We start from the raw sequence: 26,792 nt of genomic DNA, 5'->3' as shown, positions 1-26,792 counted from the left end.
CGATGTCCTTTCATCGCGGCAGCGCCTGACGCCCACGCACCGTGAAACCGGCACGCTCGCCGGCGGCATCGCCTGGCTGGCCGCCTCCCAGGAAGACGCCGTACTCGCCCGGCAGGACCGCTCGCTTGCCTGCCGCGTCCACCGAACTCAGGCGGCGCGGATCGAGTTCGAAAGTCACGCGGCGGCTTTCGCCGGGCGCGAGGTGCACGCGCTGGAAGCCGACGAGGGACCGTTTCGGCGCGAGCGCATCGCCTGGCGGATAGCTGAGATAAGCCTGCACCACCTCGTCGCCCGCACGCGGCCCGTTGTTGCGCACCTCGACGCTCACCGTGATGGCCTTTCCCGCGTCGATGCCGGTGGCGGACGCGCTGGGCTTCGCGTAAGAGAAACGCGTGTAGCTGAGCCCGTGGCCGAACGGGTACAGCGGCGTTCCCTCGAAGTAGCGGTATGTGCGGCCCTTCATCTGGTAACTGGTGAACGGGGGCAGGTCGCGCACCGAGCGGTAGAACGTCACGGGCAAGCGGCCGCCCGGGTTGTAGTCGCCAGCCAGTACCTGCGCGATGGCGGTGCCGCCGCTTTCCCCGGGATACCACGCGGCGAGGATGGCGGAAGCGTGCTCTTTCGCCCAGTCGAGCGCGACCGCGCTTCCGGACATGAGCACGACGACCAGCGGCTTGCCACTCGCGGCGGCGCGTTCCAGCAAGGCCTGTTGCGTGGCGGGGAGGCCGATGTCCGTACGGTCGCCACCGTCGAAACCGGGCACGTCCACATGCAGTTCCTCGCCCTCCACATCGGGCGACAAGCCGACGAAGGCCACGGTGACATCGGCCGCCGCGACCGCGCGTTCGGCCTCGGCGAGTTGCGCGGCCGCAGGGGCCAGCCATTGCAGCCGCACGCCCTGGTCTTCGCCGACATGGACGAATTCGAGGCGTACGTCGTGCGGGCGGGTGTCGTCGAAGTGCAGGGTCGCCTGCGTATGCTTGTCGTCCCCGGCATCGTCGATCAGCGGCTTGCCGTCGACGAAGAGCCGCACGGCGTCATGGCCCGCGCAATCGAAGCAGCGCTCGACGTGGACGGCCAACGTGTAGTCGCCAGGTCCTGGGGGCACGATCGCGCCCGTCCAGCGTACGGCGTAACGGCCCTTGGGCAGGCCGCCCGGTGTGACATGGTCCCAGTCGAAATCGACGCTGCGATCCACGCGGGTGGTGCGTGGCGCGCCATCGAAGGTCACATTGTCGAAATAGTGGCCGGTGAGACCAGCCGCGGCGTCGGCGGCGGTGCTGGTCCGCAGCGCCGTCTCCGGTATGGGCACGGGCACACCGGCGGCGACAGGTGCTCCCTGCGCGTAACTCACGTGGTCGGCACCGAATCGTGCGCGGAGGCCTTGCAGTGGCGTGACCGGCATGCGTGGCGTGGCGTGGTAGTTGGCCTCCAGCGTCTCCACCGTATCGGCGTTCGGCCCGACCACGGCGATACGCGGCGTGCCTTGCAAGGGCAGGGCACCACCGTCGTTCTTCAGCAGGACCATCGATTCCAGCGCGGCACGCAGGGCCAGCGCCGCGTTCGCCTTTACATCGACGGTGGAGGGCTTCGCCGTGGGGGCTCCGAGTTCACCAAGGCGATACCGCGCCGCGAACAACCGGACGAGTGAGGCGTCGAGGACGGACTCGTCGACGTCCCCGCGTTTGACGGCCGCGTTCAGTTCGGCATAGGCATAACCGCAATCGAGGTCGGTGCCCGCACGGATCGCGGCGGCCGACGAAGCGGCGTTATCCGCCTTGTAGTAATGGAACTTCGTCATGTCGTCGACGGCGTCGCAATCGGACACGACATAACCTTTGAAGCCCCAGCCCTTGCGCAGGATGTCGCCCAGCAGTCCGGTGTCGGCGCATACCGGCGTGCCGTGCAGCGCGTTGTACGCGCACATGACCGAACCCGCCTGGCCTTCGGTCACCGCCGCGCGGAACGCCGGCAGGAAGGTGGCTTCGAGGTCGTACGGAGAGACATCGATGTCGAAGCCGTGACGTCCCGCCTCGGGGCCGCTATGCACGGCGAAGTGCTTGGGCGTGGCGACGGCGCGCGGGTGCGCCGGGTCCGGTCCCTGGATGCCATGCACGAATGCCACGGCGAGCCTGCCGGTGAGGTAGGGGTCCTCACCGTAGGTCTCCTGGCCGCGTCCCCACCGGGGGTCGCGGAAGATGTTGACGTTCGGCGACCAGATGGTCAGGCCCTCGTAGCGGCCGTGATCGCGTCCCGCACCGATGGCGTCGAAGCGGGCGCGGGCTTCGCGCGAGACGACCTCGCCCACCTGCCGCATCAGCTCCGGATGCCAACCCGCCGCCAGGCCGATGGCCTGGGGAAACACCGTGGCGTAACCGGCTCGCGCGGACCCGTGGAGGCCTTCGTTCCACCATTCATAAGCGGGAATGCCGAGTCGCGGCAGAGCAGGCGCCGCGCTCTGCAGCTGGGCGATCTTCTCTTCCAGGCTCATGCGGGCGACGAGACCGCTCGCCTTTTGTTCCGGTGTGGCCAGCTCCGCCGCATACACGGCACCGGCCAGTGCGACGGTGGCGGCGCATGCAAGCAGCCGGCGCGCGAGGCGTGCATACGTCATCGTGGATGGCTTCCCGTCAGCTTCACCGAACCCAGACCATACAGCGGTCCGTCCGTCGGCGCGGTCACGCGCAGGCAAAGGTCGTGTTCCCCTTGCAACGCGGGCAGGTCGCCCTGCAGCACGATCGACTCGCCGAGCGCCTTTCCATCCGGCAGCGGAAAGCTGGCCAGCGTCGGGCCGGTGCAGTTGTCCTGATGAACCTCGAGTTCGCCGTTGGCGGTTTTCGCGGGATAGGACACGACCTTCGACAGCTCGTGCGCCAGGCCATAGTTGCGTGCCAGGCGCGCGGCCTCGATACGGATACCCGTCACCCCATCCAGTGGCGCCTTCGGATAGACCCAGCAGGCGTGGAACAGGTCGACATCGTAGACGGGCGTCTCCATCGCGGCCAGGTCCGGCAGCAGGGGCATGCGCAAGCCGAGGCTGCCGTCGGGGCACTTCATGAGCTCGCCGTTACGCCGTGTCAGCAGGTTGTCGCGGTCGATCGTCCTTGCGCGCACGCCGGCCATGGGTGTTCCGTCCGGCGCGAAGGTGACGGCGCGCACCGTCGTGGGAAGGGTCACGGTGAATGGCACGGTATAGGCTTTCGCATCCGTTCCGGGTGTGCTGCCGTCGGTGGTGTAGCGCACCGTGCCGAAGGCGGTCTGGTTGTCGATATTTATCGTCGCCTTGCGGTCGTGGAGGATCGTGGCGATGTCGCCATCCACGTGGATGGCTGGAGCGAACGCGGTGTCGGACGCGCCGATGTCGAGGGCCGCGTAACGCCGCATCTGCGCGGGAAGGCGTTGCAGGAAACCTTGCCAGTTGCGTGTTCCGCGCGGCGACCAGGCGATCTCGGCCATCGCGTCCACGCGCGGGAAGAGGGCATGCTGTATGTGCCGTGCCGAGGGAATGAACTCGCTCCACAGCGTGGCCTCGGCGCCCAGCACATGGCGTGCCTGTTCCGGCGTGAGCGAGGCGTCCACCGGCTCGAAGCCATAGACGCGCTCCAGCGCCAGCACCGAGAGACGGCCATTGGGTTCGTCCGCGCGATCGCTTTGCAGGTTGTCGAAATACATCCAGCCCGCCGGTGCGAGCACCACATTGTGATCCTTCTTCGCCGCGTCGATGGCGCCCTGCACGCCACGCCATGACATGACGGAGGCCGTGCGTGGAAGGCCGCCCTCTAGGATTTCGTCCCAGCCGATCAAGCGGCGGCCATGTTTGGCCAGGTAGTCGCCCAGCCGGTCGGTGAACCAGCTTTGCAAGGCGTTCTCGTCGGTGATGCCCAGCGACTTCATCCTTGCCTGCACGGCCGGCGAGTCCTTCCACTGGTCTTTCACGGCCTCGTCGCCACCGAGGTGGATGTACGTGGACGGAAACAATGCCATCACCTCGTCGAGCACGTTCTCGATGAAGGTGAAGCTCTTGTCGTCCACGTTGTAGAGGTAGGGATTGACGCCCCAGTCCACGGAAACGGCGGGATGGTCGCCGTTGATGCCGACGATGTCCGGATACGACGCCACGGCGGCCTGCGCGTGGCCGGGCATGTCCAGCTCGGGCACGACGGTGATGTGGCGAGCAGCGGCATAGGCGACGACGTCGCGGATTTGTTCCTGCGTATAGAAGCCGCCGTACCGCATCGGCTCGCCATGGGTTCCCGCGCCGGGAGGAGTCCGCCATCCGCCGACAGTGGTGAGCAGGGGATAGCGCTTGATCTCGATGCGCCAGCCCTGGTCGTCGCTGAGGTGCCAGTGGAAGACGTTGAGCTTGTGCTCGGCCATGGCGTCGAGCACTTGCTTCACCGTCGCGACGTCATGGAAGTGGCGGGCGACGTCGAGCATGAGGCCGCGCCATGCGAAGCGCGGCCAGTCGCGGATCGATACGCCAGGGATGCGGGTCGCGTCTTGCTTGCCATCGGCGGTGGCAAGCTGCCAGAAGGTCACCGCTCCGTAGAACAGGCCTGCCGCGTCGCGCGAGACGATGCGGGCACCGTCGCCATCGACATCCAGCGAATATCCTTCGCGTTGCTCGACGGATGCCTTGGGATCGCTGCGGAACACGATGGAGCGGGCGGCCGGATGTGCCGTGGCGCTCACGGTGAGAGCGAGGCCGCGGCTGCGACGCAATTCCTCCGCGAGATACCGCGCCGCCGCTTCGGCTTTCGTGTCACCTGGAACGAAGGCGATGACCGTATGCGCGTCGATATCGAGCGTCCCGCTGGTCGTCCGAGCCTCGGCAGGCAAGGGGATCAGTGGCGGTTCGGTGGCGTGGGCGACGCCGCCACCGAGCCATGCCAGCCCGATGGCGAAGAGGTAATGACGCACGGTGCGGATCGTCGTAGCTTGGATCATCGGATCGCATCCTTACTGGAACGGGTGGCGCAGCACCGATCGGCGCCTTTCAGTGACTGGACCCCACGCGGGCCGCGGCGTGCAGCGTGGCGGCGCCCACGACGCCCAATTGCCCATGCTCGACGAGGCGTACCGGAACCTGTTCGAGGAAGGGACGCATCACGCCCTTGTTGAAGTAGCGTTCGCGGAAACGGCTGGCCAGGAGAAAATCGCGCATCTGCGGGAGGAATCCGCCGGCGAGGAAGGCGCCGCCGCGCGCGCCATAGAGCATCACCAGGTCGCCGACGAATCCGCCGAGCACGCCACAGAACACATCCAGCGCGGCATGTGCTGCCGGATCGGTATGGGTCATGCCCGCCGTGCTTACCGCGTCGGGCGTGGTGAGCGTGGCTTCGCGACCCGACAACTCCGCGATGGCGCGATAGGTGTCGAGCAGCCCGGGGCCGGAGAGGATCGATTCGTAGGAGACGTACGGGCGCGTGCGCGCGAGGATACGCAGGATCTCGATTTCCCGATCGTTACCCGGGGCGAGCGCGATCTGGCCCGCTTCGGTCGGCAAGACCTGTGCGTAGGGGGCGCCGGGCAGGAGCACGGCGGAGCCGAGGCCGGTGCCAGGCCCCATGACGAGCACCGGGCCACCGGCACCGTCGGTCCGGCCCGGAAGGATCGTCGTTGTGTCGGCATGGTCGATGAACTGACTGGCGTAGGCCACGGCTTCGAAGTCGTTGACCACATCGAGCGTCTCGATGCCCGGCACCGACCGGATCTCCGGAAGCGAGACACGCCAGGGCAGGTTGCTGTTGGCGACGTGGTCGCCCAGCACGTAGCCGGCGATGGCGATGGCGCAACGCTCGATGCCGAGCGGAGCCAATGGGGCATGGGTGACCAGAAAGTCGTCGAGGATGGCCGCGAGGCTGGGCCATTCCGCGCCCACGTAACGGTGGTGGCTGAGCACCTGGACCGGCGCACGGGAATCCCCCCGGCCGAGAACCAGCGCCACGCGCGCATGGGTTCCTCCGACGTCGGCCGCCAGGACCGGCCGCCGCGACGCTGCGGCATGCGCGAGCACTGGCTGGTTCACCACCTTCCCCATCGACTACGACCCCGTGCGTGAAAGCGATCGCGCGCGAGCCGAGAAGCCCGTCGTAGCGCGAAAAGACCCATGGAGTCTTTCTCGTGCATGACAACGTTGTCAATGAATTTAATGTTCACTGGTGAAAACCACTAAATATCACAATAACAAAAGCTAATTTCATAACTTGGCGATAAAGCGCTAGTGGGACGGGATCTCATCGCGCCCGGAGCCGCCCAACCCGGGTGGGCGCCGACCGTGTCGGCGACCCCGCGGGCAGCGGGCCAGATTACGGCAAGCACCCATCGCCGACAGGGCAGGCTCCCACCACGGCCTCGCACGGGGCCTAAAGTTCCGGCCATTCTTGCCGATCATCTGTTCCCGAAGAGCCGGGGCGCGGCCGCTCGAGAGAGTTCCCGCGTCCCACGTACCAGGATGGTAGGAGCAGTACGCGATGAGGGTTACAGGGGAAGGTCGTTGGCGCGCAACGACATACGGGCTGATTTCCCTGCTTGCGATCGGTGCCGGCGGTACGGCGTCGGCGCAGCAGACCACGTTGGACAAGCAAGAGCAGCTGCGACGCGCACAGCGGCTCGAACAGCAGGAAACGGAGCGTAAGGACGCGCCGTTCCAGGCAGGTCCGCCGGCGAACGTCGAGCGGCTCGATGCGCCCTTGCCGAAGGAAACGCCATGCTTTCCTTTGCAGAGCCTGCGCCTGGAGGGTGAGCGCGTGGCGGATTTCGCCTGGGCGCAACGTTACCTCGATCGTTTCGTGGGCCAGTGCGTGGGACGCGACGGGCTGGAGGCGCTGCAACGCCGCCTCTCCAACCTGGTGATCGCGCGTGGCTTCGTGACCACGCGCGTCGGCGTGCCGGCCCAGGACATCTCGCAAGGTCACCTGCGCATGCTGCTCGTGCCTGGCACCTTGCGGCACATCCGTTTCGCGCCCGGCTCGCCGGAACTCGATTGGCGCACCGCGTTCCCGATCCGCGAAGGCGACCTGCTCAACCTGCATGCGATCGAGCAAGGCCTCGAACAGCTCAAGCGGGTTCCTTCGCAGGACGTGACCATGGACATCGCACCCGCCGAGAAGGTGGGCGAGTCCGACGTGGTGCTCACGGTGCACACCACGCGCCGCTGGCACGTCGTGGCCGATGCGAGCGACTCAGGGCTCAAGGGCACGGGCAAGAACCAGGGCAACCTCAATGTGTCCCTCGACAATCCGCTGGGCCTGAACGACCTGTTCTCGATCGGCGCGGGCCATGCGTTGTTCACCCATGCGGATGGCGGCAGCACCTTCAGCGAGAACGCGACGTACAGCGTTCCCTGGGGATGGTGGACCTTCAGCGGCTCGATCTCCACCTATCGCTACAGGCAATGGATCGAAGGTTTCAACAGCCGCTTTCGTTCCACCGGCACGTCGACGTCGAGCGATATCACGGTGCAACGCCTGCTCACCCGTGGTACGTCGAGCAAGACCTCGCTCGAGATACGGTTGGCCGCGCGCAGCGCGCACAGCTATATCCAGGGCGTCGAAGTGGGCATCCAGCGACAGCGCGTCGCCAGCGCCGAACTCGCCCTCGTGCATCGTCATTACATCGGCCAGGCCCAGCTGGACGCACGCCTCGGTTACCAGCGTGGCACGCCGTGGTTCGGCAGCCAGTGGATCGGCTACGACCCGCAAGTGGGTTTCCCCACCAACCGCTACGGCCTGACCACGCTCGACCTTTCGTTGAGCCAGCCACTGAACCTCGCCGGACGGCAGGCCATCTGGGATAGCAGCCTGCGATTGCAGCGTTCCACCGACCATCTGCCCGCCGCCGAACTGATCACCATCGGCGGGCGCTATTCGGTGCGTGGTTTCGATGGCGAACAGACGCTGGCCGGCGAGCGCGGCGCGTACCTGCGCAACACCTTCACGCTGCCGCTCGGGATGCTCGCGCCGTACCTCGGGATGGACATCGGCCGCGTCGCGGGACCGTCCACGCAAGAGGGGCATCGCCAGTTGACGGGTGCGGTCCTCGGCTTACGCGGGAGCCATGGCGGTTTGAGTTGGGATCTTTTCGTCGGGCGGCGCATCCACGCGCCGCGTGGATTCGACACGGAACAGCCGGCGACCGGCTTCCAGTTGATCTACCAGTACTGAATACGGGCAAGGGTGCCGGAGCCGGCACCGACAAGGGGCACAGGTCATGAAGACGATCAAGGAAACGATAATGCGCCAGCAGGGCGACGTGGCAATCTCCGTGGTGCGCACGCTCGCGCTAGCGATAGCCCTGGCGACCTTGGGCATACCCGTCGTGTCATGGGCGCAGCAGGTGCCTGACGCCGCGGCCGGCGCGCATCGGCCGACGATGGATTCGGCGGCGAACGGCGTGCCCGTGGTGAATATCGTCGCCCCGAATGCGAAGGGGGTATCGCATAACAAGTACCAGCGCTTCGATGTCGACCAGCGCGGTGTGATCCTCAACAACAGTGCGAACATCGTCCGCACCCAGCTCGGTGGCTACGTCGCCGGCAACGACAACCTCAAGGGCGGCGAAGCCTCGCTGATCCTCAACGAGGTGACCTCGACGCTCCCGAGCAGCCTGCGCGGCTATATCGAGGTGGGCGGCAAGGCGGCCCCGGTGGTGATCGCTAACCCTTACGGCATCACCTGCGACGGCTGCGGCGTGATCAACAGCCAGCGCTTCACGCTCACCACGGGTACCCCCGTGTTCGGTGGCAGTGGCAGCCTCGACGCCTTCCACGTCACCGGCGGCAACATCGCCATCGGCAGTGGCGGGCTCGACGGCTCGGTGGTGGACCGCACCGACCTCATCGCTCGTGCGGTGCAGGTGAACGGCAGCCTCTGGGCGAAGGATCTCAACGTCGTCAGCGGTAGCAACGACGTGAACTACGCCGACGCGGGCGTACGCGCCATGGCGGCCGACGCGGTTCGCCCGGCCGTCGCCATCGACGTGGCCGCGCTTGGTGGCATGTATGCGGAGAAGATCCGCCTCGTGGGTACCGAAGCGGGTGTCGGCGTGGTCAGCAGTGGCGCGATCGCGGCCCAGGCGGGCGATCTCACGCTGAGCAGCGCGGGCGAAGTGCGCCTCGGCGGCACGACGGTGGCACTGGGCAACGCGTCCCTCGACGCCACGGGGCCGGTGACCGTGGAGGGCGCCTTCGGTACGCAGAACGGCAATGTTTCGTTGACTGCCGGTGGTCCCCTCGCCGTGCCGGGCCGCGTCATCGCGGGTGGCGGGCTGGCTGTGAACGTCGCCGGCGACACCGACGTATCGGGTCGACTGAGCGCAGGCGGAAACCTGGCCGTGTATGCGGCGAAGGAACTGCGCAACACCGGGTTGATCTACAGCGACGGGTCGTTCGACGTTCGCGCGGGCAACCTGCGCAACGCCGGCACGCTCTACGGCTTGGGCGGCGGCAGCGTCGCGGTGGCTGGCCTTCTTGAGACCACCGCGGCGAGCACACTGCATGCGGGTAACGGGCTTGCCCTCGACGCGGGCGCGGTGAACAGCAGCGGTGTCGTCGATGCCGGTGGTGCGTTGGCCCTGTCGAGTCATGGCGACGCCAGCCTGCAAGGTGCCGTGCAAGGCGGTGGCGACGTAGCCGTGCGCGCGACTGGCCAGTTGAACAACGGCGCGGTCATCGTGTCGGGAGGCCGGCTCGACCTGCAGGCGGCGAACCTCACCAACCAGTCAGCGGCGATCGTCTCCTCGGGTAGCGACCTGGCGGTGAATACGGTGGGCACGCTCGTCAACCAGGGCACGTTGTACGCGGCCGGTGGCGTGATCGTGGATGCGGCATCGCTGACGCAGGGTGTGACGGGCCAGCTTTACGGGGTGCATGGCGCACGGATCGCCGTGGCCGGCGACGTGGACAACAGCGGCAGCCTCGTCGGTGGCGATGGCTTGTCCTTGACCGCGCACGCGATTGCCAGCCACGGGGAACTCGGTACGCGACAGGGCGACGCATCGCTGGCCAGTGCCACGGATGTCACCCTGGCAGGTAACACGGTCGTGGGGGGCACGCTGAGCCTGCGAACACCGGGTGCGCTTCGCCAGCAGGGGCAACTCACGACGGGCAACCTCGATGCCGACGTCGGTTCCCTCGATAACAGTGGCGAAACCTATGCGCGCGGCGATGCGCAGGTGCATGCGGTGCGCGACCTCGCCAACGCGGGTTCGCTTTACGCCGATGGCCGGCTCACGCTAAGCGCGGACGGTACCGTGGGTAACACCGGTACGTTGCATGCGGGCACCGACCTCGGTCTGCACGCCGCTTCGGTGGAAAGCTCGAAGCAGATCGATGCGGGCCGCGACGTTGCCATCGATGCGCAGTCGCTCCGTCTCGCGGGCAACCTGCAGGCAGGCCGGGACGTTTCGCTGTCCACGCCGGGCACGCTGGTCAATGCCGCCACGGTGGTCGCGGGCCGCGATGCGATCGTCCGCGGCGGTGCGCTGGTGAACAGCGGCGAGCTGTCCTCTACCCGCGATTTGACCCTCTCCATGGACGGCAACGTCGACAACGCGGGGAAGCTCTATGCGGGGGCCACGCTAGACCTGGCGGCCAATGCCCTGTCCGTTGGCGCAGAGGGTTCCGCCAGTGCCGCCGGTACCGCGGCGCTGCATCTGCGCGATGCCCTCGACAACGCGGGAAGTGTCGTTGGAGGCCAGGCGCTGACCATCGATGCGGCACGTATCGATTCCCGGGGTTCGCTCGGAAGCACGGCGGGTTCGGCAACGCTGACCACGGCGGGCGACCTGCATCTCGGCGGCGTGGCCTCGGCGGCGTCCGTTTTTCATGCCCGCTCGGCTGGCGATTTGCTGGTCGATGGCGCTTTCACCGCTGCCGCTATCGATGTGGCGTCCGCGCAATCGATGACGCTCGCCGGTTCGATCCATGCGTCGGGCAATGCGGTATTCGACGCCGCGCAGTCGATAGTGCTTCGTGGCGATGTCTATGCGGATGGCGGTCTGACCCTGCATGCGTGGAGCATCGACCAGGCCGGTACGGCGCATGCCGGTGGCGACCTCTCGCTCGACGCGGCGAACGTCACGATGGTGGGCACGCTGGATGCCGGCAACGACCTGATCCTCAAGGCTGATACAGCTTCGCTTGCAGGCCGCGTGCAGGCTGCCCGCGATGTGCGCGCGGACATCGCCGGTACGCTGTCGCAGGCCGCGACGGTCGTCGCCGCGCGTGATGCCACCGTCCACGTCGCGCGCCTCGACACGGCGAAGGGCTCGGCGATCAGTGCGGGACACGATCTCGCGCTGACCGCGTCGCAGGACATCGCCAGCGCGGGGTTGCTCTACGCGGGCAATGTGTTGGCCTTGGACGCCGCAAGCTTCAGCCAGACCGGGGACGGTCAGGCCAATGCCGATGGCGCCTTGACGCTGGCTGTCGCCGGTGCGCTCGACAGCGCCGGCGCCATCGTCGGCGGCCATGGCCTGGATATCCACGCGGGCAGCCTGAGCAGTACGGGGCAGCTTGGCAGCACCGCTGGCGATGTCTCGCTCGTCACCAACCAGGGCGATCTCTCGCTGGCCGGCAAGACCGTCTCGGCGGGCCGGTTGGATGCGGCGTCGGCAGGCGGTCTCGCTCAGTCCGGTTCGATGAGCGCCGGTGCCACGAAACTCGTGTCGGCTGGTGACATGGCGCTCGGAGGCGATACCTCCCTGACGGGCGCGTTCGCCGTTGATGCAGGAGGTGACCTGCACAACGCGGGCAGCGTCTACACGACGGGCACGCTGGACGTGCGCACGACCGGTAATGTAGACAACCGCGGCAGCCTCGCATCCGAACAAGGGCTCACGATCCAAAGCGGCGGGGCGTTGACGCAGGATGCCAACGGGAAGCTGCAGACCAACGGTGACCTGTCGATCACGGCGAAAGCCATCGACAGCAAGGGCACGTTGGCGAGCGCCCGGAATCTCGTGCTGGCTGCGCAAGGTGACATCGACCTGTCGGGCACGACCCAGGCAGGCGGCGTGCTCGGGATCGACACGGCGGGCGCGGTGAATCACGCAGGCCAACTGCTGGCCTCTAGCGCCTTGTCGGTCACGGCGGGCAGCATCGGCAATACCGGCGCCATCTCGACCGATGGCAGCCTCGACTTGCACGCGACGAACGCGCTGAGCAACGGCGGCACCGCTTACGCAGGCGGGAAGGTCACACTCGGGGCCGCCAGCTTCACGCAGGGTGCTTCCGCGGAACTCTCCAGCGCGGCCGATGTGAACATCGACGTGGCGGGCGCGGTCGCGAATGCCGGCAAGCTCGTCGCCACGACATCCCTCGATCTGAAAGGCGGTAGCGTCACCAGCACAGGCACGCTGGGCACGCAGCAGGGCAAGATGACCTTGCAGGCCCGGCAGGGCGATCTCCTCCTGGGCGGCACCGTGGTGTCGGCCGCGAGCCTCGACGGGACCGCCACGGGTGCCATCCGGCAAAGCGGCCAGCTTGCCGCAACGGACCTGACGCTGCATGCAGAGGGTGACCTTGAAACCCAGGGCGACATCTCAGCACAGACCGCGTCGCTGACCAGCGGCGCCACCCTGAGCCAGGCGGGTACGCTCTCCGCCGGCACCATCGTGCTCGACGGTTCTTCCGTGAAGAACGACGGTCGTACGTTGTCGTCCGGCGACCTGACCGTGCATGGCGGCAACGTCGATGCCTCCGGCGTGCTGGCGGCCGGTGTGGAGGACGACGGTACGCTGGCTACCGTGGGCGACTTGCACGTGTCGGCGGATTCGGCGCTGACCGCGCATGGCAGCCTGCTCGCCGGCCATGCATTGGATGCGGCGGCGAACACGATCGACGTGTCCTACGGCACGCAGCGTGCCGGCGGCGACGCGACGCTGGTCGCCCGCGCGGGGAATATCGACCATACGGCCGGCGATCTCGCCGTGGGTGGCGTGCTCACGGCCCAGGCCAGCGGCGCACTGGTGAACCGTGGCGTGGACGGCCACGACGCACGCATGCAGGCGAACGCGCTGCTGCTCACCGCCAGCTCGATCGACAATGGTCGCGGCCGGCTGTTGCAGACCGGAACGTCGGCCTGGACGCTAGGCACCAACGGAACACTGGACAACAGTGGCGGCACCATCGCCACCAATGGCAGCGACCTGACGGTGCACGGCGCGCGGGTGGTCAACAACGGCGGCAGCATCCAGTTGGCAGGCAATGGCCTGCTCGACGTGAAAGCCGACCAGGACATCGACAACCGCCAAGGCACTCTTGCAGGCAACGGCGCCACGCGCGTCACGGCGGTGACGGGTATCGCCAACGATGGCGGCCTGATCAACGCACATGGCAGCATGACCGTTGCCGCCGCTTCGCTGAGCAATACCGCGAATGGCGCGATCTCGGGCAATACGCTCGGCGTGACGATCACCAACGGCGTGAACAACGCGGGCGGATTGCTTCAGGCGACCGCGGGCGATCTTTCCCTCACCGCGGCGAGCCTCACTAATGCGGGCGGCACCATTCAGTCCGCGCCCGGCGCCGTCACGCTTGGCGTCGGCGGCACCTTCGACAACGGCAGCGGCACTATCGCCGCGGGAACGCTGGCCAAGCTCAACGCCGCGCGCGTGAACAACGCCGGCGTCATCTCCGGCGGCCAGCTCAACGTGCAGGCCACGGACACGCTGACCAACACCGGCGGCCACCTGCAAAGCCGCGGCGCCATCGACTTGCGTGCCACCAATGGCCTCAACAATAACGCGGGAAGCATCGAAGCCAACGGCGCCACGACGCTGAACTCGGCGTCGATCTCCAACATCGGTGGCCGCATCGCCAATGCCAGCGCCGCGCTCACCCAGGTCACATCGGGCGGCGGTATCGACAACCGCGGCGGCACGCTGGGTGGGCAGGGAGACGTCAACCTTTCGGGCGCGACGATCTCGAATGCGCAGGGTGGCACGCTGGTCGCCGCAGGCAACATGACCCTCGGCACCGGCCAGCTGGATAACAGCAACGGCACGGTCTATGCCGGCAACACGTTCAATTTCGTCAACGCTGGCGCATCGGCCATCAATGCCGGCGGCAAGATCACGGCGGGGCATCAGCTCAACCTCACGCTCGCCAGCTTGAACAACGGCGGCGGTACCGTGCAGGCAGGCATCGACGGCGTCGGCGGTGTCGGCAATGTCGTGCTCGACATCCGCAACCTCGTCGGCCAGGGTGCCATCGTCGCCAATAACACGCTGGGCATGCACCTCGTGGGCGACTACGTCCAGGCGGCGGGTTCCAGCATCAAGGCCAATGGCGGCTTCAGCCTCGCCGTGGATGGGCAGTTCGTCAACAACGGCAGCATCCAGGCGGTGAACGGCCTGACCATCAGCGCGGCCAATATCACCAACAACGCCGGCGCGTTGCTCAACTCGGCCAACACCCAGCTCAATACGGGTGGAACGATAACCAATGCGGGCAGTATTCAGGGCAACACGGTCGGTTTGCATGCCGGCACGGTGAACAACACCGGCAGCATCATGGGTACCAACGTCACGATCCAAGCCGGAACCGTGATCAACGGCGCCGACTTCGGGCAGGCCACCGGTAATGCGGCTTACCAGAGCGGCACGATCGCCGCGACGAACAGCGTCGACATCTACACCAATTACCTGCTCAACCGCGACGCCCAGATCTTCAGCCTGGGCAACATCAATGTGGCCGGCGCGGCGCGTAATGGACAAGGGTTGTTCGACACGCGCGCAGGGCAGATCGACAACCTCTCAGGGTCGATCCAGGCGCAGGGCAGCATCTTGCTGGCGGCGAACCAGATCAACAATGTGCGCCGCGTCCTGAATACGACCAGCCACGTGCTGACCGCCGAGGAATCGGCGGCGTCGCAGCCGTTGCCGCGCTCGGATTACAAGTACGCGATCAACAAGGTGCAGGAGTACGAGACCTGGACCGAGTACCACACCATCGACGAGACGGTGGTCAACGCGGCCAGTGCGCAGTCTCAGATCGTCGCTGGCGGCAACATCTCCTTGTACGGCTCCGTCACCAATAACACCTCGACCATCTCGGCCAATGGCTTCCTTGCCGTCAACCAGCAGGGAGCGGGTGGCGGTACGGGCATGGTGTTCGGCAACGAGAACGTCGCCAACCAGTCGCTGGCCGCGGGCCGCACCATTCAGACCGTCGCCGTCACCCATCATATCGGCTGCGGCACGGACCAGAGTCTGTGCGACAACGCGGGTGGCGACACGGAGTCGTATACGCGGCGCCCGAACACCGATCCCTCGACTTACATCCACGACAACTACACCGCGTTGGGCGCGGTGATGTCGGGTTCCGCGGGTGTCGCCATCGGCGGGATGAATGTATCCAACGGCGGTGTCACGCCGGATGGGCGACCGGTGGGCAATACGCGCCTCGATCCGAACGCGCAGGCCATTGGCCTGGCGTCCGTGAACAAGGGCAATGCTCAGGGTGCGGCAGGCCTGCCTGTTGGCGCGCAGGTCGACCCGGCCACCGGACACGCCCCGCAGGTGCTGGGTGGCGCGGGGCAACCCCTCGCTGGGGTGACTTTGCCGACGGGTGGCATCTATAGCGTCCGCGGTGCCGGCGCGGGCGAAAGCGTCGCGGTGGATGGGCCTTCCGCCGGTGGCCAGATCACCGCGGCCTCGGCGGGCGAGCGCAGCGCGGTGGGCAATGTGGCCGCGGACTCGCTCTCGGCCCTGGCCAATGGCGCATCCGCGCGCAACGTCGGCTTGCTAGGCAATGCCTACCTCACGGCGCTGCTCGGCCATCCGCCGAGCGGCAATTACCTGATCGAGACCAACTCCCGCTTCGTCGACTACAGCCAGTTCATCAGCAGCGATTACCTGCTGGACAAGCTCGGCGTCGATCCGGCGCGCACGATGATGCGCCTCGGTGACGGCTTCTACGAGCAGCAGCTCGTCACCCAGCAGGTGACCCAGCTCACCGGTCGCACCTACCTGGCCGATTACTCCAGCGGCCTGGAGGAATACCAGTCGCTGATGAACAACGCCACGCACGTCGCCCAGGCCATGAGCCTGAGCGTGGGCGTGGCCCTCACCGCCGCCCAGGTCAGCGCACTCACCCAGGACATCGTCTGGATGGTGCAGCAGAACGTGGACGGACACGAAGTGCTGGTGCCCGTGGTGTACCTGGCGAGCGGAAGCCTTGGCCTGACCGCGCAGGGTGCGGTGATCGCCGGCAAGGACGTGAGCATCGAGGCGTCGGGCAAGCTGTCGAACGACGGTCTGATCAAGGGCCAGAACAGCACGCTGCTCACGGCTCAGGATCTGCTCAACACCGGCCGCATCTCCAGTGACGGCCTTACGGCGATAAGCGCCACCGGAAACATCACGAACATCAACGGGCGCATCGACGGCGCGGGTGTCAGCCTGATCGCCGGCGGTGATATTCGTTCGGAGAACGTGGGTGGGCTGGTCGGCCGCGGCATGGATGGGGCGAGCATCACCGCGACGCAGGGCTTGCAGATCAGCGCGGGCAACAATCTGTCGCTCGACCACACGAAGGTCACCGCAGGCGGTGACGCGCTGCTCACGGCGGGGCACGACCTGACGCTGAGCGGGCAGGGGATATCGGCAGGCGGCAGCCTGGCGCTGGGGGCGGGGAACAACCTGTCGCTGGAGTCGACGGTTACCACGACCCATCCCTATGCGTGGAGCAGCACGCTTACCGGGACGCAGGCGGAGGGCCTCACGCTTAGTGCGGGGAAGGATCTTTCGCTGGTTGCGGGTAATGATTTGAGCTTGTCCGTGTCGACGCTCAAGGCGGGTGGCAACGCGGCGTTGCAGGCAGGCAACGACCTGACCCTGGGTGCGGTGCAGAGTGGGACGCGCTGGACGACGCAGACGCAGGGTAGCTCGGTCGATGCGGGTGGTTCTCTCTCGCTGCAGGCGGGGCACGACCTTGCCGTGCAGGCGGGCGGACTCAAGGCAGGCGGTGATATGGCCCTGCTGGCGGCCCACGACCTTTCATTGACGGCGACCGCCAATGGCTCGTCGGGCAAAGTGACACACGATGTCACGAGCCTGGACGCCGGTGGCAACCTAGCCGTGGCGGCGGGTAACAACGCGTTGCTCGAAGGTACGCAACTCAAGGCCGGCGGCACCGCTGTACTACAAGCGGGGAATGACCTCGATCTGACGACGGTCACCGACAGCAGCACGACGACGGCAAGTTGGAAGGAGGGCAAGAAGCGCGTCACCCAGACCACGACGGACGAGACCGTACGTGGCGTCACGGTGGACGCGGGCACAGGCGTCCAGATCGCAGCGGGCCACGACGCCACGCTGGACGCGACGACAGTCATCACCAAGACCGGCGACATCACGCTGGCAGCGGGTCACGACTTGACGCTCGCGGCCGAGGACGAGACGCACACGGTCGCCACGGATACCAAGAAAAAGAAGAGCGGTCTTTTCGGAAGCAAGACGACGACCACGCACGACACGAGCGAGCAGACGCTGGCGATCGGCACCTCGCTGAGCGGCGACAACGTCCACATGGTGGCGGGTAATGACCTGACGACGATGGGGGCGACTGTCAAGGCGACAGGAGATATCGCCTTGGCCGCTGGTCACGACATCGATCTTCTGTCTACCACCGATACCTATAACGAGACCCACGACAAGACGGTCAAGAAATCCGGCTTCACCCTCAATCGGGGTGGTGGCATCGTGCAGGCAGGAAAGAAGACGGTCACCAACGACGACACAGCCCAGCACGTCGCCAATGGCACGCTACTCAGCGGCGACTCGATTTCTGTTGCCGCAGGCCATGACGTGCTTGGCGAAGGCGCCAAGATCGCGGGTACACATGATGTGGTGATCGCAGCGGGCAACGATCTGCAACTGACCACGGCCGTCGATATCTACGACGACAGCCACAGCAAGACGGTCACGAAGACGGGTTATTCCCAGAGCGGGATGAACGAGCTGTACGGGCAGGCGAAGGACAGCCGTTCCGAGAGCTCCCACCAGGTGACCCACACGGGCAGTGTCGTGGGTTCCACCGATGGCGAAGTCACGTTGACGGCTGGTGGGGATCTTCACCTGACTGGAACGGACGTCATCAGCAAGACGGGTACGACGATCGTCGGCAAGAACGTCACGATCGACGCAGGGCTGGACACGCTGGATACGCAGCAGTCGCAGAAGCATAGCGAAGGTGGTGTCACGGGTGGTCTGGGTGGTGGCCTTTACGACCTCGCCATGGACGTGCGCAATTCAGCCGTCCGGGCGAACGATACGGATGATGATCGGTTGAAGGCGCTTTATGCCGCCAAGGCCGCTTATGAGGTCAAGGATGGCGTCCAGGCGATCCAGGGCATCAGCGGGGTCACGAGTGCGCAGGGTGCTGCCGGCGCAACGGGGATCAATATCCAGGTCGGCATCGGTGGCAGTACCGCCAGTAGCAAGACCACGACGCATGACAGCACCTCCTATGGTGGTCACATTTCCAGTGGCGGCAACGTCACCATCGGCGCAACGGGAGGCGATCTTACGATCATCGGTGGCGAGGTCACCGGAAAGAATGTGGCCTTGGCAGCCACCAACGACATTAACTTGTTGAGCCAGTCCGAGGACCACAGCCTCAAGAACGATTCGAAGAACGCGTCGGGCAGTATAGGCGTCAGCTTCGGCTCAGACGGCTTTGGCATCTATGCGTCGGCTAGCGTGGGTAGCGGCAAGGCCCATGGCAACGGGAGTACGCATGCGGAGACGACCATCAGTGCCGACGACAAACTGACCATTGTCAGCGGTAACGACACCACGATCGAAGGTGCGCAACTGAAGGGCGATCAGGTAGTCGCCAACATTGGCAACAACCTGACGATCCGCAGTGAACAGGACACGGACGACTACGCCAGTAAGACTATGCAGGCTGGTGGAAAGGTGATGGTCGGCCTCACGCAGAGTGGCTTTGTCAGCGGTAGCGCCTACTACGCCGCGAGCAAGGTGGATAGCCACTACACCAGTGTCAACGAGGTCAGCGGCATCAAGGCAGGTGAAGGCGGCTTCCAGATCGATGTGGGCGGAACGACGCACCTTGTCGGTGGGCAGATCGCCAGTACGGCGGACCCGTCGAAAAATGTGCTGAGTACGGGGGACCTGGTTTGGGAGGATTTGCATAACGAGTCGAAGTACAACGCCAGCCAGGTGAGCTTTAGTGGTGGCAGTACGATGTCCAGCAATATCGCTGGCGCTATTGGCGGAGCTATTTCCATGGCGACGCCGCAGCACGGCAACAGCAGTAGCGATACAAAATCGGGTATTGCTGAAGGAACGATCATCGTCCGTAACAATCCGGACAAGGATCTGAGCGGGGTGGATCGAGCACCCACGCTCGACGACGCCGCGCTCAAAAACGGCTTCGACGAAAAGAAGATCCAGGAGCGTCAGGAGCTCGGGGAGATTGCCGCGGAAGTTGGTTTTCGCGCTGCTGGTGACGTCGCCGATAAGATGCAATGGGCTGAAGGAAGCCCTCAACGAACAGTGCTACACGGTGCAGTGGCTGCAGCCGTTGCCGCGTTGGGTGGAGGTGATGTAGGTAAGGCGGCCGCAGGAGCCATGGCCAATCAACTTGCCATCAACACGATGGCAGACTATCTGCAGAGCCATGGAGTGGAGCGGACCGACCCTGAGTTCAAGGCTCTCATGCAGGCAGGTAGTGCGGCCATCGGTGCCGTGGTGGGCGGTGACAGCGGGTCAACGGCGGCTCTCAACGGAACCAAATACAACTATCTGACGCACGCTCAGATCGACACCCTGAACAATGCGTTGGCAGCGTGCACGACCGACTCCTGTCGTTCCGACGCGATTGCTGAAGCCAAGAAGCAGTCAGTCCAGAACGACGTGGCGCTTGCGATCGTTTGTAACGCTGGAGGATCTTCGGCCTGTTACCAAGGGCTTGGTGCGCTGGAATCGTACACTGACAGTCCGGTTGTTCCGCGCGAGATGCGTGGAGATCAGACGACCGATCATCATCTCGAGCAATCCGGGTACTTTGGCAATATCGGGTTCCTCGGCGGCGTCGCAGCTTCGGTCTATGCGAGTCTTCCGCAAGACGGTGAGACTGGCGCATACCTGTCTGGTGCGGGAGCAAAGTACGGTAATTCTCTCCTGCCATTCGTAGGAAATGATGAGGGGCCGAATCCAACCAATCCGTTCATTCCGAAGCAGCTCGGTGGCGCGTCCCCGCAGTATACGGATGGGATGTCCGCAGCGGCCGCGCAGGGGACTTGGGTCGGAGACCTTCTAGGAAAAACCACCTGGCTTCTCGCTGGAAATGAAGGCAAGGTGCCGGCGACAACCACCGTTGTTGAAGCTGAAGCCGGCAGTTGGCCAAATGTACCAACACTGGGGTCGTCTCCACAAAGTGGCGCGAACCCGCTCGCGGTTTACGGGCAGAACACCTCTAAAATGGTCCACCTGTTCGAAAATCCGGCCCACAGTTTGGAGCCGATCGTTGCAAAATTTGGAAGTCCAGAGCAGGCTCTTGAGGCTGTGCATGAGGCTGCTCAGCAATTCGTTGGCAAACCCGGAGCAATTGTCACCACCTGGATGGATGTTGGCGGTACACCTGTTTGGGTGCGAGGGACGACTGTGGACGGCGTCTTTCGTATCGGAACGTTGTCTGGTGATGTCAATAACTCGAAGTATCCTTATCCGTGAGAAGAGTGATGGACACTATTTCAGCCTTTGAGTGCCGCGTTATTCGGCTCGCGTTACGGGGTGACGAAGATTGGATTCGGCAGCTCAGAGAGCAGATTCCGTACCTTTCGGTACTACGACGCGATGTCTTCGCTGGTGGAGTTACAACTCATCTTGCGTGTGACGAAAGGGCTATTCCGGTTGTTGTTCCGCGGGGAGGAAACGGTCTCCCAGTAAGTAGCTATCCTCCAACTGTCAATGCGATTCGCGAGTTACCTGTGCCAGCGCTGGCAAGTTTCGTCGTATGGGTTGGAAAGGACGGAAGGATAGTCGAACTTGAGGCACTGTCGTTGACAGACGATCTGTGGCCGGCGCAAGCGGAAGAAGGCTTTCACTCATTCCAGGATGACCAAGGCAATCCGCTTAATGTGGCCGAGATTCTCGCAGAATAAGATAGTTCCTACGATGGGGAGAATTTATCTTCGTCTCAAATCGCAACTGGACCCGGCGACAAACAAGCTTGTGATCCGCGAGGGGCATGCCGCTGCGGAACTTGAGAACACCTTCGGCAGCACCTTGATGCGCTAGAACAGTCCAGACGGCCCTGGAAGCAAAGCGCCGGATTTTGTCTTCACCTCGGGTCCATACGAGGGTAAGGCCGTTGACTTCTTGTGGACTGATTCCAGTAAGGCATCACAAATCAATCGGTCCTTCTCAAACAATCTAGACCAAAATGAGAGTCAGCTGATCTCTCATCCCAATAAGGCGGATATTGTTCCACTGGACTATTGGAACCTCACGCCTGAGAATCGAGCGATCGTGAACGGTTGGATTTTGGGGTTACCTGCGGATAAGAAGAGAAAATTATTATTAGGTGATACGAATATGAGCATCTTCATTTTTATAAAACCTGATAAATCGTGGCACAGTCAAACTGGTACCGTTGATTGCATTATTGAGGAAACCAGACTTCGACTACAGAGATACGAGGATTGTGTCAAAGACATATATCGTCCGCTGGACATTGAAGGTCAGGTTTTTATTGATTTGAGCAGAGCCTGCTCCGATTGCTTCGGCGTACGCGCAGGCCTGACGCGAAGGGAGGTCGTGAGCCTGTTCGGGGAGCATCCGGCTCAGTTCATGAAATCCCCCTTCAGTGCCAGTCCCACCGATGTGTACACCAATAGGTCGATCCACGTTCATTTCGACAAGAATGACGTCATTGAGGGCATCGAAATTTCGCGGCCTAACGTCTTTCTTTGTTTCGGCAGAAATGTGCTTGGCGAAATAGCGAGGGAGATTGCGGAATGGATTCGGTTGGAGGACTCGTCCTTCGCCGAAGACGCTCTAGGCTACTCCATCTCTAATGGCCGGTTGGTCCTCTATGTGCCTGAAAAAGGCGATCACCCCGACGCAATGATAAAGACCGTTTACATTAGTTATGAGGACGGTCGCGTGTAGGCGCGATAAGGCCTGATGACGTTCAGTTCAAGAGGTGATCGTATGACGGTGGGCTTCATTGGCGGCAGCTATATGTTTGACCTGGGAGATGCCGCATCGATGGATCGGTTGTCAGTCGTGGTCAAAGGTATCGCGGCTGGAAACATGCGTGGACAATTTCTTCATGACCAAATATTTCGTACCTACGTAAAATTGGACGATGTTGAAGACGCCGTATCACTGATGAGATACGTTCGCAACGAGTTGCGGCAGCGGACCGCCGGCGCGGCCGGTGCACACGCCGGGGGCGCAGGTGAAAAAGACGGATTTGAGGCGTACTTCAACGCATTCGAGGAATGTGCGACGTCATGCCGAGACTTCCATGGCAATTGGGGAATACTAAAGCCGGTGCGTGTCGCGCGGGTCGATATGCCTGCCTACCTCCAGGATATGGCCAGATCGCTCGACCTCGTAAGCTCGTTAGCTGCTGCTGATGAACCATTCTGGAAGAGCTTTTCCGGCTAAGGCGATACTTCGACGGGTCTCGTTCGGCTGAGCCGAAGATCCAGATTGCCAAGATCAACAACGCGAAGCTTGCCAGGCAGAGAACACTATGGTTTTTGAGTTTGTGGAGGGAAATCTTGTTGGCTTTCGCCCAGGCCTGACGCGCGGAGAGGTCGCTCTTCTGTTCGGAGAGCATCCGACTCAGTTCATGAAGTCGATCTTTAGTGTGAGCCCCACTGACGAATACAACAAAGGGGCGATACACGTTTATTTTGGGAAAGACGACGTCCTCCAGGGTATCGAAATATTCACGCCTAACGTGTTTCTTTGCTTCAATAGAAATGTGCTCGGGGAGAACGCGCGAGAGGTCGCGGATTGGCTGCGGTCGGAAGACGTGTCGTTTGCCGAAGACGTTCTAGGCTACTCCATCGCTAATGGCCGGTTGGTCCTCTATGCGCCTGAAAAAGCCGATCACCCTGACGCGTTGGTCAAAGCCGTTTACGCGAGTTTTAAAGACTGTCACGCGTAGAATTCCGGAAAACGGCGGCGGTTAGGTTCTGCCGGATCACAAGGGGTTCGAGTCATATGTAATGACGGTAAGTGGCGAGATGATCCCGATATGGTGGATTGAAGACAAACTGCGTTCGGCGAAGCGTTGGGCACTCGAGTCAGCAACCGGTCGGGCTGCTTCTCAGCGACAAGCCCGTTAGGTCTGTTGTCGCGGCGGAAGATCATGGGGAGGCCAAAGTGGCCAATTTTTTTGTTTACGATAAGAACATGCTTCCGGCTGGCTTCTCGCTTCCAGAAGACTATCTATGCTTCCTTCACGACGACAACCTAGCTGACGTCGATCCCTGGTGGTTCCTCGGCGTAAGGAAGGAAAGTGCGGAGTTCTGGATCCATGAGCTTGCTCGGCAATATCCGGGAAGATCGCTGGTTCCTTTTGCTAAATTAGCCGGATCGGATGACGTGGCATGTTTCGATGGGAGCGATCTCTCGGGTAACCCTCGGGTTCTATACATCCATGCCTTTGCCTCACAAGGATGGGAGAGTAGGGGTGTTGAATGCGACTTCTCGAGTTGGTTGAGAGCTGCCCTTTCCGATCATGAGCGGCATCACTCCGATAGCAAAAATTGAAAGGCTTGAACATAAGGCCAATCAGAACGGGGAAGATGAACTGTTGCCTCCCGTAGCATAGTCCGGACGTAACCAGAGGTGCCTTGGCAAACTAAGTCCCAACGAGATCGGCCATGCGCAAGAGAAATCGAGGTTCCAATGACCAGGCCGTCACTACAAGTGATCCAAAGGAAGTTGCATCTACTTTGCCTCTCCGATTATTCAGCAGAATCGTTTTACGTCCGGACTTGTGGCAGTAACGGACACGCGCGGCAGATGGCAGGCCGCAGTAGATACCCTATACAGGTTGGCTGTCTGTCAACTGATCTGGTCGCCCTCGTTGCCAGATGGGCAAGGCGAGGGTGAATACATCCTTTCTTACATCGAAGAACTTTCTAGGATCGATCCTTTTCCTTCTAACGCCTCGTCAGACGCGTGGTTAGGCCTTGATGTCCTCGCCACGAAGGTAGCCAGAGACTGGATAGAAGAATTTGAAGTGATCGAGAATTTGGGTACCTTTAGTCCAGGCCTTGATGAGGTCCTGCGCGAACGGTTTTGTGAATTTGGGGTCCCGTTCGAGGTTTATCCCGTGAGTCGCGTGAAGCTGTTTGACTGACGAGAGAGAAGGCCTGATCACACCATGATTGACAATGTCTTCAATAGTTTGATGGAACGTCGACTGGTCAACTGGGAAGTCGTCCGTCGAGGATTGACGGGTGTTCCAGGGCTGCCCGACATCCTCTCACCTGACCGCGTCGCAATTTTTTCGAGCGTTAGGTTAGAAGTTGTGGAGTCCGTCAGCCCATTTCTCACGCATGTTGTCGCGATGGCTACTGAGCCTCGTCTATCGACGAATGAGCTGTTGGCGATGGTCGAGCAGATTTGTGAGCGGACGGGGTCCGATCAGGTGCACGGACTTCGTTGCTGGAGATTTGGGGTTCTAACTGAATTGCTGAGAGATCCGGAAGAAGATCCAATGTATGGCTTAATTCGGCTAGATGAGTTCGTTTTGATCTGGAGTGCAGTGGATCTTGATTCCTCACTTCCAGGATTTTCGACTACGGTGACATCGGAGTACATGAGCCACGATGGTTACCTGCGGCGGATGGAGCAGCTCCGTGATTGGTTGCAAATCGAGGGGGTGGCACTCCAGGCGATTCAGGAATCTTCTCGGTCGTGAGAACTGACACCTTTTGCTCGAGGATCTCGAGAAGTTCACGTAAAGTTGGAGGCCTGAGGCGGGGAAGAAATCGGTCCGTCGCAGCGCGTCGAGCTAGCGATATCACTAGCCTGTTTGGGTCGAATCCAGCGCAATTCACGAAATCGATCTTCAGTACTAGTATCTCGTGTCAGCGTGTGGAAGAAGCTCGGTGGCGGATACCGCACGGGTAACATGGTTTCTCTATCGTGGGAAAGGTACATATGATTACACCCGAATATGTCCGGGACGAGCATGGAGAATTCATCTTTGTTGCGAATCACAGCCTTGAAACAGAGGAGCGCCTGAGTCGTAGCATCGAATATAACCGGGCTCGTATACTCCACGCACGATTGCATCTCCCCTTGCATCTTTCTCGATGCCGGCTCATTTACGACGTGCGCGGGCAGGAGCCGGGGCTCGATGCGCTCGATCGTATTGCGCTTTCTCTCGCAGATGTATGCACAGTGGAGTTCAAGCGTTGATGGGTGTGCAAATCGTCATCGCTACTGTCGATGCGGAGCGCGTCGCCGAGGTATTCGCCTCCCATGGCGTCACGTATGAGATGTTTCCGATGCACGGTCGCGCGACCGGTATATCGATTCCCGCTGATGTGATCGACGAGCTTGGCGAATCCACGATCGACAAAGTCCTTGGTTCGTTCACGTACATCGATCTTTGGTCTGGACGGGTGCGTGGGGAACAGAAGGCGTGATGAAGCTAGTCTGCCAGGTGGGCCTCCCTTCTGCTTCAATTGCCGATGGTGGCTTCGCATGACACGGCGGGTTTGCGATGGGGAAGTCTTCACTGTTGGGTATCGATGCTCTCCTAAAGCTCGCCCGAAGGAAGCCGATAGACATGTGGAAGGGTTCATCGGGTGTTGGGCTCTCTAAGGGCAATGGTTGCTTCGAATCGTATGTGATGATGGTGGACGGCGAGATGATTCCCAGAACGGTCGTCCCTCAGTCGTACGTGGACGTGATTGTCGCGACTTGGCAAGGGCACTTTCGCTTTCTAGAGGAGGATCTGCGATTCGACCGAGCGCAAGCTGCGGAGCTAGGCGCACTCGAGAGGCGTCGCGGGAGCAAGGCCTGGTAGTGAGCGGCGGGCGTTGGTCCCAGGGCTCGAAGTCGGGGTGGCCTATATGAGAGGGCGGAGGGGCGTCTTTGCTATGGCGAACACGGTAGAAGTGCAGACCGCGCGGTGTTCGGCAGTTATGAGCCCGAGGACTTATGACGCATGTTGGAATGACCTCGAGCGCTTCAAGAGATCGCTGGCGGCGTGGCTCAGCGAACGGTTTGTTCTGTCATTCGGGTATTCGACGATCTACGCCGTGAGAGATAAGAATGGCTTTCGCTTGCTGAGACCTGGGGTCGAGCTCGAGGGGCCGGTTAACATACAGGGAGGCGATAGATGTTTGACGGATTTTTGGCCGGCATGTTAGGCGCCTTGACGTCGATGATCAGACTCAAGAGTCCGGCTCCGGTCGTGTACATTGCGAGCTTTCTTATCGGTGCTGTCGCTGCCGAGCCGATCATGTATTTCATGGTCGGATCATCAACTGGCTACGCCCACGCATTGTCCCTCATGCGGGATAAAGTCGTCTCCCCTGAAGGCATTGGGCCACCGCTCTTGGGCGGAATCATGGCAACGTCCGTGTTTTGGTTCACCCCCGCCGGACCGATAATCGTCGCTTCCGCCACCTCAAGGCAGTGGATTAGGCTCCAGCCAGGTTAGTGAAGAAGAGGCTTTCTGGGGTGGGCAAGCGGGTTAAGTTGGGCGACATCGTCCAGATATTGACGTCAGAGGGAGTTTCTTATGCCCAGCTGACGCATGTACATCCAGAGTATGG

Annotated in this window: 11 protein-coding genes and 1 pseudogene; 9 read left to right on the top strand and 3 right to left on the bottom strand. The window is 62.8% G+C overall.

Annotated features, from left to right (window positions below; all coding sequences use genetic code 11):
- Positions 1–10 precede the first annotated feature (10 nt).
- The 3 genes from ACN9M2_RS13290 to ACN9M2_RS13280 are packed head-to-tail and all read right to left on the bottom strand — an operon-like array spanning position 11 to position 6,028.
- Positions 11–2,614: a glycoside hydrolase family 3 C-terminal domain-containing protein gene (locus ACN9M2_RS13290; RefSeq protein WP_426285180.1), complete on the bottom strand. Its 2,604-nt coding sequence runs from the start codon at positions 2,612–2,614 to the stop codon at positions 11–13.
- The gene (locus ACN9M2_RS13285; RefSeq protein WP_426285179.1) at positions 2,611–4,947 is read right to left on the bottom strand and encodes a beta-N-acetylhexosaminidase; all 2,337 of its coding nucleotides are present in this window, start codon (positions 4,945–4,947) and stop codon (positions 2,611–2,613) included. Before ACN9M2_RS13285 ends, ACN9M2_RS13290 begins: the two co-directional genes overlap by 4 nt.
- Before the next feature lie 49 nt (positions 4,948–4,996).
- Positions 4,997–6,028, bottom strand: a complete 1,032-nt coding sequence (locus ACN9M2_RS13280; RefSeq protein WP_426285178.1) for a glucokinase — start codon at positions 6,026–6,028, stop codon at positions 4,997–4,999.
- Between the two features lie 445 nt (positions 6,029–6,473).
- Between ACN9M2_RS13280 and ACN9M2_RS13275 the strand changes: the two genes are divergently transcribed.
- The 9 genes and pseudogenes from ACN9M2_RS13275 (at position 6,474) to ACN9M2_RS13235 (ending at position 25,655) form a co-directional block, all read left to right on the top strand.
- Positions 6,474–8,165, top strand: a complete 1,692-nt coding sequence (locus tag ACN9M2_RS13275; RefSeq protein ID WP_426285177.1) for a ShlB/FhaC/HecB family hemolysin secretion/activation protein — start codon at positions 6,474–6,476, stop codon at positions 8,163–8,165.
- A 46-nt stretch (positions 8,166–8,211) separates the two neighbouring features.
- Positions 8,212–20,703: a hemagglutinin repeat-containing protein gene (locus tag ACN9M2_RS13270; RefSeq protein WP_426285176.1), complete on the top strand. Its 12,492-nt coding sequence runs from the start codon at positions 8,212–8,214 to the stop codon at positions 20,701–20,703.
- A 642-nt stretch (positions 20,704–21,345) separates the two neighbouring features.
- Positions 21,346–21,492, top strand: a pseudogene (locus tag ACN9M2_RS13265) (hypothetical protein); the annotation flags it as partial.
- A 9-nt stretch (positions 21,493–21,501) separates the two neighbouring features.
- Entirely contained in the window at positions 21,502–22,143 is a 642-nt protein-coding gene (locus ACN9M2_RS13260; protein ID WP_426285175.1) for a hypothetical protein, read from the top strand.
- A gap of 15 nt (positions 22,144–22,158) precedes the next feature.
- Positions 22,159–22,647: a hypothetical protein gene (locus ACN9M2_RS13255; protein ID WP_426285174.1), complete on the top strand. Its 489-nt coding sequence runs from the start codon at positions 22,159–22,161 to the stop codon at positions 22,645–22,647.
- Positions 22,648–22,735: 88 nt separating this feature from the next.
- Positions 22,736–23,155 (top strand): hypothetical protein, encoded by a 420-nt coding sequence (locus tag ACN9M2_RS13250; protein WP_426285173.1) that lies wholly within the window; start codon positions 22,736–22,738, stop codon positions 23,153–23,155.
- A 248-nt stretch (positions 23,156–23,403) separates the two neighbouring features.
- Positions 23,404–23,763, top strand: a complete 360-nt coding sequence (locus tag ACN9M2_RS13245; RefSeq protein WP_426287924.1) for an SMI1/KNR4 family protein — start codon at positions 23,404–23,406, stop codon at positions 23,761–23,763.
- Between the two features lie 619 nt (positions 23,764–24,382).
- The gene (locus tag ACN9M2_RS13240) at positions 24,383–24,922 is read left to right on the top strand and encodes a DUF2247 family protein (RefSeq protein ID WP_426285172.1); all 540 of its coding nucleotides are present in this window, start codon (positions 24,383–24,385) and stop codon (positions 24,920–24,922) included.
- Positions 24,923–25,424: 502 nt separating this feature from the next.
- Positions 25,425–25,655, top strand: coding sequence for a hypothetical protein (locus tag ACN9M2_RS13235; protein ID WP_426285171.1), 231 nt, complete (start codon positions 25,425–25,427; stop codon positions 25,653–25,655).
- Positions 25,656–26,792 lie beyond the last annotated feature (1,137 nt).

The organism is Luteibacter sp. E-22 (genome assembly GCF_049913125.1).
Lineage (GTDB): Bacteria > Pseudomonadota > Gammaproteobacteria > Xanthomonadales > Rhodanobacteraceae > Luteibacter.
This window is presented reverse-complemented; position numbering and strand designations above follow the sequence as displayed.